We start from the raw sequence: 15,146 nt of genomic DNA, 5'->3' as shown, positions 1-15,146 counted from the left end.
GTGATGTACGGAACGGCTCGACGGCGTCGGGCGCGAGTTTCGCATGGCGGTATGGCGGAGAGAATCGGATCAGGTAGCCGTTGCGCCGTGTCGCGCAGGGCGCTGGCGGCGGGAAGGGATGTGGTCTGCCTGCAGCATGTGCTTTTGGACAGCCGCAGTCCGTACGTTTGCGTACATAGCGGCGGGGTGGGGGGGAGGTTTTGTGCAAGGACAAACAGCCAACCCGAAGGTTGCTGTGGCTGTTCAAATTGGAGTGGCAGCACCGCGACTGAGGGCCTGGTGCTGCCTGGCACGCTTATTTGACGGTCAAATCTGCCTGGGCGGCAGGGGCCGGCGGGGAGTCGCCACCACCGCCTCCGCCACCGCATGCAACGAGCACACACGCGCTAAATACAAGTGCCAGAGGCCTCATCGAACTTGTCCATTCTCAATAGTGACGCCTGTGCTGGCGCCGCCTTGAAACGGCCATGGCTGTGCCAGAGCCAGGCCTTTGATGTCACGTAAATCCAGGACGGTGACCGGATGGGCAGTTGGGAAAATTACAGCGTGACGGGTTCCGGCGTGAGAATGTAGCGCGCATATTTGCCATCCCCCAGGTCGCAGAAGCCTGCCGCCCACAAGCTGCCATCGCTCTTCTGGATGAAGGAGCATGCGCTGCCAGCCCATGCGGCGGCAATCCCGGTACCGACTTGCCGGAAGACGCCGCGATTGAATTGGCCATCGCCGAACTGGCCGTTGTTGCCATCGCCGCCTGCCCACAAGGTGCCGTCGGACTTGACGGCAAGCGCATAATAAGTGCCTGCCGATATGCTGATGAAGCCATCTCCCACCTTGACCGGCGTGGCGGCAGTGGGTGTGGCGGCGGGTGCCTGGTTGGGCGCGTTGCCGCCCCAGTTCCACAGCGAATGGTCCGCCTTCAAGCCATAGACCGCATCGTAGCTGGTGGCAATCGCAATATAGCCATCCGCGATCTTGACCGGTGTAAATGGCTGGTTGGCCAGATTCTGGGTCCATGTCCACACCGAGCCGTCGCGCTTGAGGCCCAGTGACGCCCCGCCACTGCCACGGGCGATATCCACGTAGCCCGTGTCTATCATGCGCGGCGTCAGCTCCGGTTCGATGGCGTTGGGTTGCTGCAGGCTACGCGCGCCCCAGACCCACAGGCTGCCGTCTTTTTTCAGGGCTTCGGCGTTTTCGCCGGCGACGCTTCTCTCGCCTTTGACGACGACCTTGAGGAAATCGCTGCCGATCTGCACAGGAGTGGCGTTTGAGCCGCTCGTGCCATTGCCCTGGATGCCTGCGTCATTGCTGTTGCCCCAGCTCCAAAGCGAGCCGTCTTTCTTGATGGCCAGGGTGGCAGCGATGCTGACTGCAACATCGGCGTAGCCGTCGCCGATCTTGACCGGTACGGGCTGGAGAGGGTTCCAGCCCCAGAGTGTGCCGTCAGATTTGAGGGCGGCGTAGCGCCAATTCAGGCTGGTGACGAATGCGGCAATCGCCTGATAGTCGATGGAGAGCTTGTGCAATGGCGATGCGGCGCCGGCGCTCGCGGACACGGCACCCTGGCGCGCTCCCGATTGCCCGGTCGGCGTGCAGCTGAATTGACGCCGCGTGCTGTTACCCCCGCTGAGCTCGGCGATACCTGCGCAGTCCGTCAACGCAAACTGCATGTTATCCGGCAGATTGCTGCCAGTCACAGTAAAGGTGGTGACCATGCCGATGTTGGCCTTGGCGGGCGAAACGGCGCTGACCTCGGGCGGCAGGGGCGTTGGCAGTGTGGGCGGTGTCGGGGGAGGAGCGGGAGGCGATGTCGGTGAAGTACTGCCGCCGCCGCAGGCGCTCAAGGCGAGCATTAAGCTGGTCGCTGAAATAATACGCAAATGAGTCATGGGAATGCAATTTATAAAATTGCATGATTGTAACTTAAGTCATATTGTCATACGGCATTATTGTTTTCGGCGCCAGCAAACAAAGACGCCACCCGAAGGTGGCGTCTTGATCAGTACTGCTGCATTCTTGCTGGCCCGGGGCGGAATCGAAGCAGCGGTACGAAGATGTGCCAAACAAGGCCCGGCCTACTGCGCGCTTTCCATGGATGCCACGGTGTCGAAGATATGCGCCAGCGCGCTTTCCATGGCGCCGGCGGTGGCGTCGCCGCTCTGGTTGGTGATGATGTAGACCCCGAGCTGATATTTGGGAACGATGTAGGCGTAGCCTTGCGCACGCGGCACGCCGCCATGGTGGACGTAATGCGTGCCCAGCTGGCGATTCGTGCCGATGTTCCAGAAATAGGCAATGCTGAAGTCATCCTGAAAGCGTAGCAGCGGCTTGTGCGATTCGACGACGGCGGGATGGGCGCTCAATTGCAGGCGCAGGTATTTCGCCATGTCCGGCATGGTCGACTTCAGGTTGCCGGCGGCCCCCCAGGGCAGTTGCGGCATCGGTGTCGTGATGACGGGATTGTCGCTGTGGTAGCCGGGCGCCAGCCTGTCGCTATCCCCGGCTGCGATTCTCAGCCTGGTATCGTGCATGCCGGCTTCGCGCGCGAGAAATTGCGTGAGCAGCACTTCATAGGGCAGGCCGTAGATGGTTTCGAGCGCGTGCGCAACGAGTTCGGTGCCGGCGCTGGAATAGGCGTAGTCCTTGCCCAGCGGACCGTTGATGTTGACTGTATGCAAGTCCTGCCAGAATTGGGGTTGTCCGTAGTTGGCGTAGGCTGCGTTGAGCTTTGCCGGCGTGGCGTGCGCCGTGAAATCCTGCAATACGGTGTTCACCTGCAATGGCAGCATGCCCGGCATATTGCTGGTGTGCGTGATCAAATGGCGCAAGCGCACGGGCTGCCCCTGCGACTGCAGGTTCGGGTAGGCGGCCGGCAGGTATTTTTGTATGGGATCGTCGAGCGTCGCCTTCCCATCGAGCACGGCGTTCGCCAGCAGCAGGCCGGCAAAGGTTTTGCTGACTGAGCCGATTTCATACAGCGTTGTATCGTTGGGCGGATTGGCCTTGCCGGTCTCCAGCTCGCCTTGATGCAGGATGAACTCCTGGCCGCGATAAACCAGGGCTATCGAGGTCGCGTGCAGCAGTTTCGACTGCAGCAGGGCGGTCGCGGTCTGGCGCATTGCCGCAGGAATGTCATGCGCGGGCGCCGTGGCCGCGGGCTTGCAAGCTGCCAGCAGCAGTGTCATTCCGGTTGTGATTGCGGCGAGTCTGATCATCATGCGCACCATCCAGTGGGGAGGGGCATTCTCGCACAATGGGTTCGGCGGCGACAGAAAAAAGTCACGCGCACGGTTTTGCCAGAGGGGGAACGGCGGTGCCGGACAAAAGAAAACGCCACCCGAAGGTGGCGTTTTTTTATTCTTGGTGGCCCGGGGCGGAATCGAACCACCGACACAAGGATTTTCAATCCTCTGCTCTACCGACTGAGCTACCAGGCCAAGGCGGCGAATTATAGCAGAAAGACTTTCCACCTGACCAGAGCTGGCTGTGTTCAAATGCAACAGATGGCCAAAACATGGTGTTTTGGCATCCTTGTATGACCGAAAGGGATGTGGCGATGCAGCGACGTATTGGAGTGCAAGGCCTGGCGGTGGCGGGCTTGTTCGGTTTGTTGTGCGGCGCGGCGCGGGCCGACGGGTTGGCCGAGCTGAACGCGGCGCTGGCGCGCTTGCAGGGGCAGATGCCGATCAAGGCGCAGGTCGAATCGAAAACCTGGCGCCGCGAAGGCGAGGGCAAGGCGGCGGAAGAGGATAGCGGCCAGGCCACGGTGGCGGTCGAGGGCGGGCCGGCGGGCTTGCAAGTGCTCTACAGCAAGGAGGTGCTGGCGAAAGTGGAGGCCGAGCAGCGCGCCAAGGTGAAGGATCCGAAGGCCAAGGCGCCGATCGGCTTTGCGCTGGGGGAAATGAAGGCGACGGAGCTGCGCTCCATGGTGTCGGCGGCGGATACCCTGTCGCGCGAAATCGAGGAAGCCGTGTTCAGCGGCGAAAAAATGGATAGCTACAAGGGCAAGCCGGCGCGCCTGCTCAGCTTTACCTTGTCGCTCGACAAGGTGCCTGAGAAAGACCGCAAGTATGTGAAGAAGTTCGAAGGCGGCCTCGATGTGTGGATCGCGGCGGACGGCACGCCGCTGGCCAGCCATTTCCACGTGGATGTGAGCGGGCGCGCCTTTGTCGTCATCAGCTTTACGCAAAAGACGGACGAGACGCGCCAGTATGGCGTCAGCGGCGACCATTTATTGCTCCTGCGCAAGGAAAGCAAGAATGCCATGTCGGGCGCAGGCGAGAAGGTGGAAAGCAAGATCGTCAAGACCTTGCAATTGCAGTCCTGACGCGTTGCCGAACCTCATAAGCCGCTGAATCAGCGGCTTTTTTACATGGCCGAGCTGCCGCCCAGGCCGCTCTTTTGCAGCACGCAGCGCCCTGCCTGGCAAGTGGCGCCCGGGTCCGTGATGATGGAGCAGGTCGACATCATGCCGTCCGCCTGCTGCTGTTTGCGGCTTGCCTCGGCTTGCGCCTGGGCCAGTGCCTTGAGTTTCTTGCCGTCATTGCTTTTGCTGGACCACGCCAGATAGCGCTCGGGGCCGCCGCAAGCCTTGGCGCCGATGGCGATGGTCTGGCATTGCTGGGTGGAATCGCACGCGGCGGCGCCCACTTCCGCCTGGATCTGCGCCAGCAAGCCGGCATTGCCGGGGGCGGGCGGCGCATCATCTTGCGTGGGGGCGCTGCCGCAGGCGCTGGCGGCCAGCAGCAGGAAGCTGGCGCACGCGGCGCGCAGCAGGGCGGAGTAGGTTGGCGTTTGCATGCGCTCATCATGTGCCACGCTTGCGTAAATGGCAAGCGCGATTCGAACTTGGGCAGAACCTTGATCCCGGTCATTTTCCTTATTAACTAGTCAAAGTTAATATAAATCAACATCCAACCAGCGATGTACGGGTGGCAACCGGGCCGGTGCGCTGCATTCCCGCGCCGGCGCGCGCCGCCGATTCGGGAATGTTTCCAGGAGTTAGACTATGCGCCGCACCTTATCCCCCTTCCTCTTCATCGCCAGCCTGACTTTCGGCAACGTGCTGCACGCCGCCGACAAGGAACCGATCCAGCCGATCACCGCCGCCAAGGTGGCCAATCCGGCCATGGTCGAGCTGGGAAAGAAACTGTTTTTCGATCCGCGCCTGTCGCGTTCGGGCTTTATTTCCTGCAATAGCTGCCATAACCTGAGCATGGGCGGCACGGACAACATCAAGACGTCGATTGGCCACAACTGGCAGCGCGGACCCATCAATTCGCCTACCGTGCTCAATTCCAGCATGAACGTGGCGCAATTCTGGGATGGCCGCGCCAAGGATTTGCAGGAGCAGGCTGGCGGCCCCATCGCCAATCCCGGCGAGATGGCTTTTACGCACGAGCTTGCCATCGACGTGCTGGCCTCGATTCCCGCTTACCGCGCGGAGTTCCGGCAAGTGTTTGGCCAGGATAAATTGACCATCGAGCAAGTCACGCGCGCCATCGCCGCCTTTGAAGAGGTGCTGGTGACGCCCGGTTCCCGCTTCGACCAATGGCTGTCGGGCAAGAAGAGCGCGTTGACGAAAGACGAGCTGGACGGCTACCAGCTGTTCAAATCGAGCGGCTGCATCGCCTGTCATAACGGTCCCGCCGTGGGCGGCAACACCTTCCAGAAGATGGGTGTCGTCGAGCCGTACAAGACGGCGATGACGGCGGAGGGACGCTCGGCCGTGACGGGCAAGGATGCGGACCGTTTCAACTTCAAGGTGCCGACCCTGCGCAACGTGGAGCTGACGTATCCCTACTTCCACGATGGCGAAGCGGCAACCCTGACGCAAGCCGTCGACGTGATGGGCCGCTTGCAGCTGGGCCGCACCTTCACGCCCGATGAAAATGGCAAGCTGGTGGCTTTCCTGAAAACCCTGACGGGCAAGCAGCCGCACATCGTGCTGCCGATCCTGCCGCCATCGTCGGACACGACGCCGCGGCCCGTGCCGTTTGACTGAATGAGTCCATGAAAAATGCCCGCATCAAGCGGGCATCGGGGTTTATTTCAATGTTCTCTGGAACAACTGGTAGATGCGGCGGTACTCGTCATACCACGCTTCCGGCTGCACGAAGCCGTGGCGCTCCATCGGATAGCTGGCCATTTCCCAGTTATCCTTTTTGAGCTCGATCAAGCGCTGCGACAGGCGTACGGAATCCTGATAAAACACGTTGTCGTCGATCATGCCGTGGGCGATCAAGAGATTGCCCGTCAGTTTATCGGCGTATTCGATCGGCGACGAGATTTTATACGCTTGCGGATCGACGTCCGGCGTGTTCAGGATATTCGCCGTGTACTCGTGGTTGTAGGTGGTCCAGTCCGTCACGGGACGCAGCGCGGCGCCGGACTTGAAGATTTCCGGTGCGCGCATCAGGGCCATCAGGCTCATGAAGCCGCCATAGCTGCCGCCATAGATGCCCACGTTCTTGATGTCGCCCTGGTGCTGCTGCGCCAGCCAGTGGGCGCCGTCGATGAAATCTTCCAGTTCCGGATGGCCCATCTGGCGGTAGATGGCCGTGCGCCAGGCGCTGCCGTAGCCGAGCGAGGCGCGGTAATCGACGTCGAGCACGATGTAGCCCTGCTCCACCAGCAGGTTGTGGAACATCTGTTCGCGGAAGTAGACGGGATAGCGCTCGGTCACGTTCTGCAGGTAGCCGGCGCCGTGCGCGAACATGACGATGGGATATTTCTTGCCCGCTTCCAGCTGGGCCGGGCGGTACAGCTTGGCCCAGATCGGCGCCGCGCCATGCGTGGACGGCACTTGCACCAGTTCCGGCATGACCCAGCTGCGCGCCTTGAAGGCCTCGCTGCGCGTATCCGTCAGGATATTCGCCTTGCCGCCGGCAACGGAAATCGTCGCCAGCTGGGCTGGCATATAGCTGGTGGAATAGCGCAGCAGCAGCTTGCCGTTATCGGGCGACAGGCCGAAGTTTTCCACGCCTTTCAAATTCGTCACTTCGCGCGCGCCGCCCTCCTTGGCCGTGCTGGCGCACACTTCATACGTGCCTGGCGCCTGCCGGTTGCACATGAAATACGCGGTTTTGCCGTCACGGCTCCATTCGACGGCGCTCACTTCCCACTGGCCGCTGGTCAGGGCGCGCGCCGGGGCCGCGCCCGTTTTCGTGTACAGGTGGGCGTAGCCGCTTTCCTCGGACAGATACCACAGGGTGGCGTTGTCGGGCAGCCAGCCGAATTCGTCGGCGCGGCGGTTGACCCAGGCCGTGTCGCTGATGCGGTGCACGGGCACGAGGGCGGCGTTGGCCAGGTCGACGTTGGCGAGCCAGCCATCCTTGTTGTCGATGGCGCGGATGCGCACGGCTGCCTTGCCGCCGTCGTCGGTCCAGGCGATGCCGTCGCGCTGGGCGTCGATGCGCACGGCACGGTTGCCTTTCAGGGCCGGCAGCTTCTGTTCGGCGCGCATGGCGGCCAGCGGATCGGCGGCGATGCCGGGCAGGTTATCGAAGGCGATGTCGCGCACCTGGCCCGTGCGCAGGTCGGCCAGTTTCAGGCTTTGCGCGATCGGCATGTTGCGGCCCACGCGCGTGCGCTCGTCGTCCGCTTCCGGATAGCCCGTTTCCGTGACGTAGCGGGCCAGTTTGCCCAGCTTGCCCTTTTCGGCGGCCTTGTCCTGCGTGACGAACAGCAGCCAGCGGCCATCCGGCGACAGGGCGCTGCCGGAAATGGTGACTTTGTCGCCCAGGTAGATCGGTTCCGGCGCGCGCGTGGCGTCCAGGCGGCGCTCTTCATGGCGGCGTTCGCGGCTGGCGTCGCGGTCTTCCTTCTGGCGCGCCAGGTTGACGATCAGGCGCAGCTGCAGTTCGCGCAGGGCGTCCGCTTCCGGCTTGGCGTCCGGGTCCTTGACGGCGCGCAACAGGGCCACGGGGGCGCTCAGGCGGTCATGCCGGTTCCAGCTGAACCAGTCTGTGCCGCTGCGGTATTGCACGGCGCCGCCGTCGGCGGAGTATTGCGGGTCGCTGATGGCGGACACGCCGCGCGTGATCTGGATCAAGGCGCCGCTTTTCAGGTCGCGCTCGAACAAGTCGCCGTTGCGCAGCAGGATGGCGCGCGTGCCGGCCCGGTTGACCACCATGTGCTGGCCGTCGAGATTGGCCAGCTGCGCATCGTCGACCTTCTTGCCGCTATTGAATTTGGCGTTCGCGCCCGGCAATTGATAGGTGTCGCGCAGGGGCGAGCCGAGGCGTTTCTGCTTGTAGTAGAGCTGGCCATTCCAGCCCCACCATGCCGCTTCGACGGGCGTGCCGATCCAGTCGGGATCGGCCATGGCCTGGTCCAGGGTGATGGGCGTGGGTGCGGTGGATGGAGCCGCATGGGCGGCGGGGAGCAGAGAGAGCAGCAAGAGCGGCAGCAGGGGAAGAACCAGACGCATCGGGGATCACTTTAATCAAAGGGGATGGTGAAGGTACAGGCTATGAGGCCGGTATTCTAGCGGAGGAGTTTCGTACAGGAAATGTCGGAAAGCTAAGCCTGATACCGGGCCAGCCAGGCCAGAAAGTCGTCCAGAGGCATGGGCCGCGCATACAGGTAGCCTTGCAAGCCGTCGCAATCGTGGGCGAGCAGGAAGTCGGCCTGCTCCTGCGTTTCCACGCCTTCGGCCACCACGCGCAAGCCCAGGTGGCGCGCCATGGCCAGTATCGCTTGCACGATGGCCGTGTCGCGCGCATCGTGCGGCGTGTCGTCGATGAAGCGCTTGTCGATTTTGAGTTCGTACAGCGGCATCGAGGTCAGGTAGGCGAGGCTGGAATAGCCGGTGCCGAAATCGTCGATGGAAAAGCGGATGCCCAGGGCCGCCAGTTCGCGCATGCGCGCCAGCGAGGCGTCGCGCTGGTCGATCAGCAGGCCTTCCGTCAGTTCCAGGATCAGGGCGCCGGCCGGCGTGCCGTGTTCGGCCAGCGCCGCCTGCACGCGGGCGGCGAAATCGGGCTGGCGAAACTGGGCCGGACTGACATTCACGGACAGGGCGACGGGCTGCCCGGCCCGCGCCAGCAGGCTGGCGGCGCGGCACGCCTCGCGCAGTGCCCAGTGCCCGAGCCTGACGATCAGCCCCGATTCCTCGGCGATGGGAATGAAGATGCCGGGCGCGATATGGCTGCCGTCCGCCTGCGGCCAGCGCATCAGCAATTCGGCGCCCGTCACCCGGCCATGGCGGTCGACCTGCGGCTGCACGTGCATGCACAGTGCATGGGCATCGAGGGCGCGCGCCAGCGCCCGTTCCAGGGTCAGGCGGCGTTCCACGCCCGCCTGCATGGCCGCTTCAAAGAAGGCGATGCCGTTGCGTCCTTCCGCCTTGGCGCGGTACATGGCGATGTCCGCTTCGCGCAGCAGGTCGTGCGCCTGCTGGCCCGCTTTCGGCAGCAGGGTCACGCCGATGCTGGCGCTGCAATGATAGGACTGCCCGTCGATATCGAAGTCGCGCGCGATGGCAGCGCGGATTTTCTCGGCCACCTGGGCCGCCGCGCGGGCGGCGCTGTTGAGGTCTTCGGCCAGGTGCGCCAGCAGCACGACGAATTCATCGCCGCCGATGCGCGCCACCGTGTCGGCCTTGCGCATCAGCTGCGCCAGCCGTTCGCCGGCCAGGCGCAGCAGCGCGTCGCCGGTGGCGTGGCCGCGCGCGTCGTTGATGTGCTTGAAGTGGTCGAGGTCGATGAACATCAGCGCGCTGATTGTATTTCCTCGCGGCGCGGCGGCCAGCAGGTGGCCGATGCGGTCCATCAGCAGGCGCCGGTTGGGCAGGCCCGTCAGCACGTCGTAGAAGGCCAGGCGGTGGATGTCCGCTTCCGATTTCTTGCGCTCGTCGATTTCGCGCTCGACGGCCACCCAGTGCGTCTGCTTGCCGTCCGCATCCGTGAATGGCGCCAGTTCCGCTTCGACCCAGTACGCCTTGCCGGCCTTGTTGTAATTGAGCAATTCCGCCCTGGCCGGCTGGGCGTTGGCCATGGCGGCGGCGACGCGCGCCAGCTCGCCCGCATCGGTGGCGGGGCCCTGCTGGAACAGCAGGCTGCGGCCCAGCACCTCGGCGCGCGCATAGCCGCTACTGCGTTCGAAGGCGTCGTTGACGAAGATGATGCGCGTGGCGGGCGCCGCGCCGCCGGGGGCATCGGTCACTTCGGCGAGCATCACCATGTCGTTCAGGCGGGCCAGCGCCGTGGCCGTCAAGCGCAGATCGGCGTTCAGCTGCGACAGGGCCTGGCTGCTGCGTTCCAGGTGGCGCAGCAGGAAGGCGCAGGACAGGGTCAGCACGGCGGCGATGAACAGGAAGTTCAGGGCCACGATCAGCGCGCGCAGCACGGGGGAGTCGGGCACGCCCTGCACGTGCAGGGCGACGTCGGGATGCAAGCCGAGGAAAAAGATGGTCAGCGAAGTCAGGGCCAGGGTCGACAAGGCTGGCCGCATCCCCAGCAGCAGGGCCGCCAGCACGGGCATGAGCATCATGTAGATCTGGCTGACGGGGCCGATTTTCAACAGCAGGCCCACGCCCACCAGGTAGGCGACGATGAGGAATTGCCACACGCGCCAGCGGTAGGGCATGGCGCGCAGATGCCAGATGAGACCGATCCAGCCGATGGCCAGCACGTCGAGGGCGACTATGGACCAGATAGCTTCGCGCGCCGCCAGCAAGGCGCTGGGAATGGCGGTGATGATGCCAAGCAGCAACACCACCTGCAGCAGGCGCGAAAAAATCTGTCCGCGCCAGTGCGCGAGATCGTTTGACGCGGCCACGCTGCCGTCCTTTCCCCAGGAGCTGTGCTGCCGAGCTGAGCAGTATGGTAAAAATATTACGCGCTATCTTTATGCATGTCATCTTGATCATTCGGCATGGTTGACTGCGCGGCTACCTGCGGGGCGCGTCGGGCCGCCTACTTCGTCTGCGCCGTGGGCCAGTAGTGGCTGTCCGGCGTGTCCCGTGCGCCGAAGATGGCCTGGCCGACCCGCACGACGGTGGCGCCTTCTTCGATGGCGATTTCATAATCGCCGGACATGCCCATCGACAGCTCGTCGAGGCTGATGCCAGGCGGGGCGTCCTGGCGCAGGCGGTCGCGCAGTTCGCGCAGCAGCACGAAGCAGCGGCGCACGCGCACCGCTTCCGCCGACAACAGGGCCAATGTCATGAATCCGCGCACCCGCAGCGCCGGGAAGGCGGACAGCTGGCGCAGGAAAGCAGCCACTTCGTCCGGCGGCAAGCCGTACTTGCTGGCTTCGCCCGAGGTGTTCACTTGTACGAACACGTCGAGCCCGCGCCCTTCCGCCTGCAGGCGCCGTTCCAGCGCCTCGGCCACGCGCAGGCTGTCGAGGGCCTGGAACTCGCTGGCAAAGCGCGCCACCAGCTTGGCCTTGTTGGTCTGCAAATGGCCGATCACCGACCATTGCAGGTCGGCCAGGTCCGCCATCGCTTCCCACTTGCGGCCCGCTTCCTGCGGCTTGTTTTCCCCCAGCAGGCGGCAACCCGCGGCATAGGCCAGGCGCAGGCTTGCCTCGGGCTTGGTCTTGCTGACGGGCAGCAGGCGCACGCCGGCCGGATCGCGCCCGACCCGCTGGCATGCGGCCGCCATGCGCGCATGCACCGCCGCCAGATTGCGGCGGAAGTCGTCCACGGAAACGGCCTGCGGCCAGCGCCCATGCTGCGCGTGCATGGTGGGAGTGGGCAGGGGAGTGTCATTGTTCATGTGTCAGCCTTGTGTCAGCCTTATGAGCGGCAGGAGTCGCCGCAGTGATGTATGATTGTCCTATGCCAAAATATATCATGTCTGAGACCATCATGAAGATGACGGGGAAAACCGCGGCGCAGCTGTTCGACAGCATCCGCGCGCTGACGCAGGCGGGCGAACTGCCGCCGGGCCAGGCGCTGCCGACCGTGCGCGAGCTGGCGGCGACCTTGGGCGTCAACCGCAATACCGTGTCGCTGGCGTACAAGCGCCTGGTGACGGCCGGGATCGCGGTCACGCAAGGGCGCCTGGGCACGGCCATCCGCGCGCAGCGCGATCCCGGCGAGCAGGAAGGCTTGCTGCCCGGTTCGCCGCTGGCCGACCTGGGCGGCGGCAATCCGAACCTGGCCTGGCTGCCCGATATCGGCGCGGCCCTGGCGCGCAAGCCCTACCGCCCGCGCCTGTATGGCGAGGCCACGCTGGACCCGGCGCTGGAAGCCCTGGCGCGGCGCTGGCTGGCCGGCGATTGCCCGGAAGGGCACGACATTACCCTGACGAATGGGGCGGTCGATGCGGTCGAGCGCCTGCTGGGCGCGTACCTGGTCGCTGGCGACAAGGTGGCCGTGGAAGACCCCTGCTTCGTCAGCAGCATCAACACCTTGCGCATCGCGGGGCTGCACGTCGTTGGCGTGGCGGTCGATGCCGAGGGGATGCAGGCCGGAGCGCTGGAACGGGCGCTGGCGCAAGGCGCGCAAGCCGTCATCGTGACGCCGCGCGCGCACAACCCGACCGGCTGCAGCCTGAGCGCGGCGCGCGCGGCTCAGCTGCGCGCCGTGCTGGCCGCCTATCCGCACGTGCTGGTCATCGTTGACGACCATTTTTCGCTGCTGTCCGTCGCTGGCTACCGGGACGTGATTCCCCCTGCCGCCCGGCGCTGGGCGCTGGTCCGTTCGGTATCGAAGATCTTCGGCCCCGACCTGCGCCTGGCCGTTGTCGCCAGCGACGGACAGACCGCCCGCCGCCTGCGCCTGCGCCTGGCGCCCGGCACGAACTGGGTCAGCCATCTCTTGCAGGATGCTGTGAGCGCCTGCCTGTCGTCGCCGGACGTGCTGGCGCAGGTGGCCCTGGCCCGCGCAGACTATGCGCGCCGCCGCGGCATCCTGGCCGATGCGCTGGCGGCGCAAGGCCTGGTCTGCGCCAGTCCTGCCGATGGCTTGAACCTGTGGCTGCCGCTGCCGGGCAGCAGCCAGGCGGCCGTGCTGGCGCTGGCCAGGCATGGCTGGCTGGTGCGCGGTGGTGAAGCGTTTGGGGTGCAAGCGCCGGCGCAGGGATTGCGGATCACCGTGTCGAGCATGGATGAAGCGGGCGCGCAGGCGTTCGCCGGCGTGCTGGCCCAGGTGCTGGGCCGGCCATAGTTTTTTAATTCCTCGCCACAGAAAGGGAACATCATGAAAGTCCATTTCATCGTGCATGAAGCGTTCGAGGCGCCGGGCGCCTACGAGACATGGGTGCGCGAGCGCGGCTACGCGGCCACGTATTCCCGCGTCCATGCCCATGAGCCGCTGCCCCCGTCCATCGCGGACATCGACCTGCTGGTCGTCATGGGCGGGCCGCAATCGCCGTCGACGACGCGCGAGGAATGCCCGCATTTCGACGCCGCGGCCGAACAGGCCCTGATTGCCGCATGTGCCGCGGCGGGCAAGGCGGTCGTCGGCGTCTGCCTGGGGGCGCAACTGATAGGCGCCGCCCTGGGAGCGCGTCAGGCGCACAGCCCTGAAAAGGAGATCGGCAAGTTCCCCGTCATGCTGACGGCGGAAGGAAGGGCGAACGACAAGTTTGCCCATTTCGGCGACGTGCTGGAGACCGGGCATTGGCATAGCGACATGCCTGGCCTGACTGACAGTGCGAAGGTCATCGCCTGTAGCGAAGGCTGCCCCCGCCAGATCATCGAATACGGCAAGCTGGTGTACGGCTTCCAGTGCCATATGGAGTTCACGCCGGAGGTGGTCGAACTGCTGATCGCCGCGTCGGAAGCCGAACTGGCCATGCTGGAGCCGCACCGCTTCGTGCAGCCGCCAGCGGTCTTGCGCAGCCACGACTGGCACGTCATGAACGGCCAGCTGTTCGGTTTCCTTGACCGCCTCATGCAGGCGTACGCCTCGCCGTGAAAAAAAACGCCAGCGTCGACGCTGGCGTTGTGGGGCAAACAGGCGAGGCGCTTATTTCTTCGGCGCGCTCAGGCATTCCTTCATGAAGGCTTTGCGGGCATCGCCCTTCATGTCCTTGGCGTCGACATTGCACGCTTTCATCTTGTTTTGCTGCGTCATGGCCGGTGCCGGCTTGGCGCTCAGGCATTCCTTCATGAAGGTCTTGCGTTCATCGCCTTTCTTGCCGGCGGCGTCCGCATTGCAGGTCGTCATCTTCGATTGTTGGGCCGTCTTGGCGACAGGCGCCGCTTCCGGTGCGGCGGCAAAGGCGGTGCTGGCAAACGCGGCGGCGATGCAGAGGGCGATTAATTGTTTCATGGCAAATCCTTGTAGACGCAGTCGGTGGAAGGGGGCGATGCAATCGGCACAGAATGCCGATATGCAAAACGTAACTAACTATATGACATTTATCAACAAAATTTCCACTCGAGTGTGTCTTTTTGTTACTGGCAGGCAGAAGGCGCCCGCCAGCCGGCCCAGGCAGCCATGTTGCGGCGGCAGCGCCCCTGTTTTTTGCTATGCTAGCGTCTTTCCACCGGCCGATGCCGCTGCCTTGGCCGGCGCACCCTCAATACGGAGTAGTTATGGTCTCGTTGCAAGAGCAGTTTTTAAAGGCCGGCCTGGTCGACAAGAAGAAGGTCAAGCTGGCCAACCAGGACAAGAGCAAGCAGAAAAAGGACGAGCGCAAGAGCGGCACGCAAAGCGTCGACGAAGTGCGCCTGGCCGCGCTCGAGACCCAGCGCAAGAATGCCGAGCGGGCGCGCGAACTGAACGCCCAGCGCGACGCGGCCGCCAACCAGAAGGCCATCGTGGCGCAGATCGCGCAAATGGTGCAAAAGAACCGCCAGAGCAAGGGCAACAACGGCGACGTGCCGTACAACTTTACATTTAATAACAAGATCGAGCGCATCTACGTGACGGCCGCCGTGCAAGCACACCTGGTGGCGGGTCGCCTGGTCATCATCTGCCTGAACGGCGCCGTGGAACTGGTGCCGCGCATCATCGCCGACAAAATCGCCGAACGCGACCCCGCCATCGTCGTGCGCGTGAAACAGGCCAGCACGGAAGTGGACGAGGACGATCCGTATGCGGCGTTCCAGATTCCTGATGATTTGATGTGGTAAGAGGGATGTTTGCCCGGCGCTGACGGCGCCGGGGGAGTGGTTGCGGGCCGGAAACGGCCTGCGTGTTGTATAGACAGTCCACAAACAAAAACGCCACCCGAAGGTGGCGT

Annotated in this window: 12 protein-coding genes and 1 tRNA gene; 5 read left to right on the top strand and 8 right to left on the bottom strand. The window is 64.1% G+C overall.

The window, feature by feature from the left end:
* Window positions 1-539: 539 nt before the first annotated feature.
* The 3 genes from VPH40_RS10160 to VPH40_RS10150 all read right to left on the bottom strand — a co-directional run bounded on the left by VPH40_RS10160 (window position 540) and on the right by VPH40_RS10150 (window position 3,437).
* Window positions 540-1,889 carry an RCC1 domain-containing protein gene (locus tag VPH40_RS10160; protein ID WP_328573374.1) on the bottom strand — a complete coding sequence of 450 codons (1,350 nt, stop codon included), beginning with the start codon at window positions 1,887-1,889 and terminating at the stop codon, window positions 540-542.
* Between the two features lie 186 nt (window positions 1,890-2,075).
* Window positions 2,076-3,185 carry a serine hydrolase domain-containing protein gene (locus VPH40_RS10155; RefSeq protein ID WP_328573373.1) on the bottom strand — a complete coding sequence of 370 codons (1,110 nt, stop codon included), beginning with the start codon at window positions 3,183-3,185 and terminating at the stop codon, window positions 2,076-2,078.
* Between the two features lie 176 nt (window positions 3,186-3,361).
* Window positions 3,362-3,437: transfer RNA gene (locus VPH40_RS10150), tRNA-Phe, on the bottom strand.
* A 119-nt stretch (window positions 3,438-3,556) separates the two neighbouring features.
* Between VPH40_RS10150 and VPH40_RS10145 the strand changes: the two genes are divergently transcribed.
* The gene (locus tag VPH40_RS10145) at window positions 3,557-4,327 is read left to right on the top strand and encodes a hypothetical protein (RefSeq protein WP_328573372.1); all 771 of its coding nucleotides are present in this window, start codon (window positions 3,557-3,559) and stop codon (window positions 4,325-4,327) included.
* Window positions 4,328-4,368: 41 nt separating this feature from the next.
* Here the strand turns inward: VPH40_RS10145 and VPH40_RS10140 are convergent, their stop codons facing one another.
* The gene (locus tag VPH40_RS10140; protein WP_099665581.1) at window positions 4,369-4,800 is read right to left on the bottom strand and encodes a hypothetical protein; all 432 of its coding nucleotides are present in this window, start codon (window positions 4,798-4,800) and stop codon (window positions 4,369-4,371) included.
* Between the two features lie 208 nt (window positions 4,801-5,008).
* On the opposite strand from VPH40_RS10140, the gene VPH40_RS10135 reads away from it, so the two are divergent.
* Window positions 5,009-6,004: a cytochrome-c peroxidase gene (locus tag VPH40_RS10135; RefSeq protein WP_328573371.1), complete on the top strand. Its 996-nt coding sequence runs from the start codon at window positions 5,009-5,011 to the stop codon at window positions 6,002-6,004.
* A gap of 42 nt (window positions 6,005-6,046) precedes the next feature.
* On the opposite strand, the gene VPH40_RS10130 is transcribed toward VPH40_RS10135, so the two are convergent.
* The 3 genes from VPH40_RS10130 to VPH40_RS10120 all read right to left on the bottom strand — a co-directional run bounded on the left by VPH40_RS10130 (window position 6,047) and on the right by VPH40_RS10120 (window position 11,726).
* Window positions 6,047-8,431, bottom strand: a complete 2,385-nt coding sequence (locus VPH40_RS10130) for a S9 family peptidase (protein WP_328573370.1) — start codon at window positions 8,429-8,431, stop codon at window positions 6,047-6,049.
* Window positions 8,432-8,523: 92 nt separating this feature from the next.
* Entirely contained in the window at window positions 8,524-10,782 is a 2,259-nt protein-coding gene (locus tag VPH40_RS10125) for a putative bifunctional diguanylate cyclase/phosphodiesterase (protein WP_328573369.1), read from the bottom strand.
* A 137-nt stretch (window positions 10,783-10,919) separates the two neighbouring features.
* The gene (locus VPH40_RS10120) at window positions 10,920-11,726 is read right to left on the bottom strand and encodes a YggS family pyridoxal phosphate-dependent enzyme (RefSeq protein WP_328573368.1); all 807 of its coding nucleotides are present in this window, start codon (window positions 11,724-11,726) and stop codon (window positions 10,920-10,922) included.
* A 92-nt stretch (window positions 11,727-11,818) separates the two neighbouring features.
* Here VPH40_RS10120 and ptsJ point away from each other — a divergent pair, with 92 nt between their 5' ends.
* Window positions 11,819-13,120 carry a MocR-like B6 salvage transcription factor PtsJ gene (gene ptsJ, locus VPH40_RS10115; RefSeq protein ID WP_328573682.1) on the top strand — a complete coding sequence of 434 codons (1,302 nt, stop codon included), beginning with the start codon at window positions 11,819-11,821 and terminating at the stop codon, window positions 13,118-13,120.
* A 33-nt stretch (window positions 13,121-13,153) separates the two neighbouring features.
* Window positions 13,154-13,873: a glutamine amidotransferase-related protein gene (locus VPH40_RS10110; protein WP_328573367.1), complete on the top strand. Its 720-nt coding sequence runs from the start codon at window positions 13,154-13,156 to the stop codon at window positions 13,871-13,873.
* 51 nt (window positions 13,874-13,924) lie between these two features.
* On the opposite strand, the gene VPH40_RS10105 is transcribed toward VPH40_RS10110, so the two are convergent.
* On the bottom strand, window positions 13,925-14,230 hold the full coding sequence (locus VPH40_RS10105) for a PsiF family protein (protein WP_046682222.1): 306 nt from the start codon (window positions 14,228-14,230) through the stop codon (window positions 13,925-13,927).
* Between the two features lie 266 nt (window positions 14,231-14,496).
* Between VPH40_RS10105 and VPH40_RS10100 the strand changes: the two genes are divergently transcribed.
* Complete coding sequence (locus VPH40_RS10100) at window positions 14,497-15,036, top strand: DUF2058 domain-containing protein (RefSeq protein WP_077399286.1); 540 nt, start codon at window positions 14,497-14,499, stop codon at window positions 15,034-15,036.
* Window positions 15,037-15,146: the final 110 nt, after the last annotated feature.

This window comes from Janthinobacterium sp. P210005 (assembly GCF_036231865.1).
GTDB classification, from domain to species: Bacteria; Pseudomonadota; Gammaproteobacteria; order Burkholderiales; family Burkholderiaceae_D; genus Janthinobacterium; species Janthinobacterium kumbetense.
The sequence above is the reverse complement of the archived record's forward strand: the minus strand, read 5'-3'. Positions and strand labels throughout refer to the sequence as shown.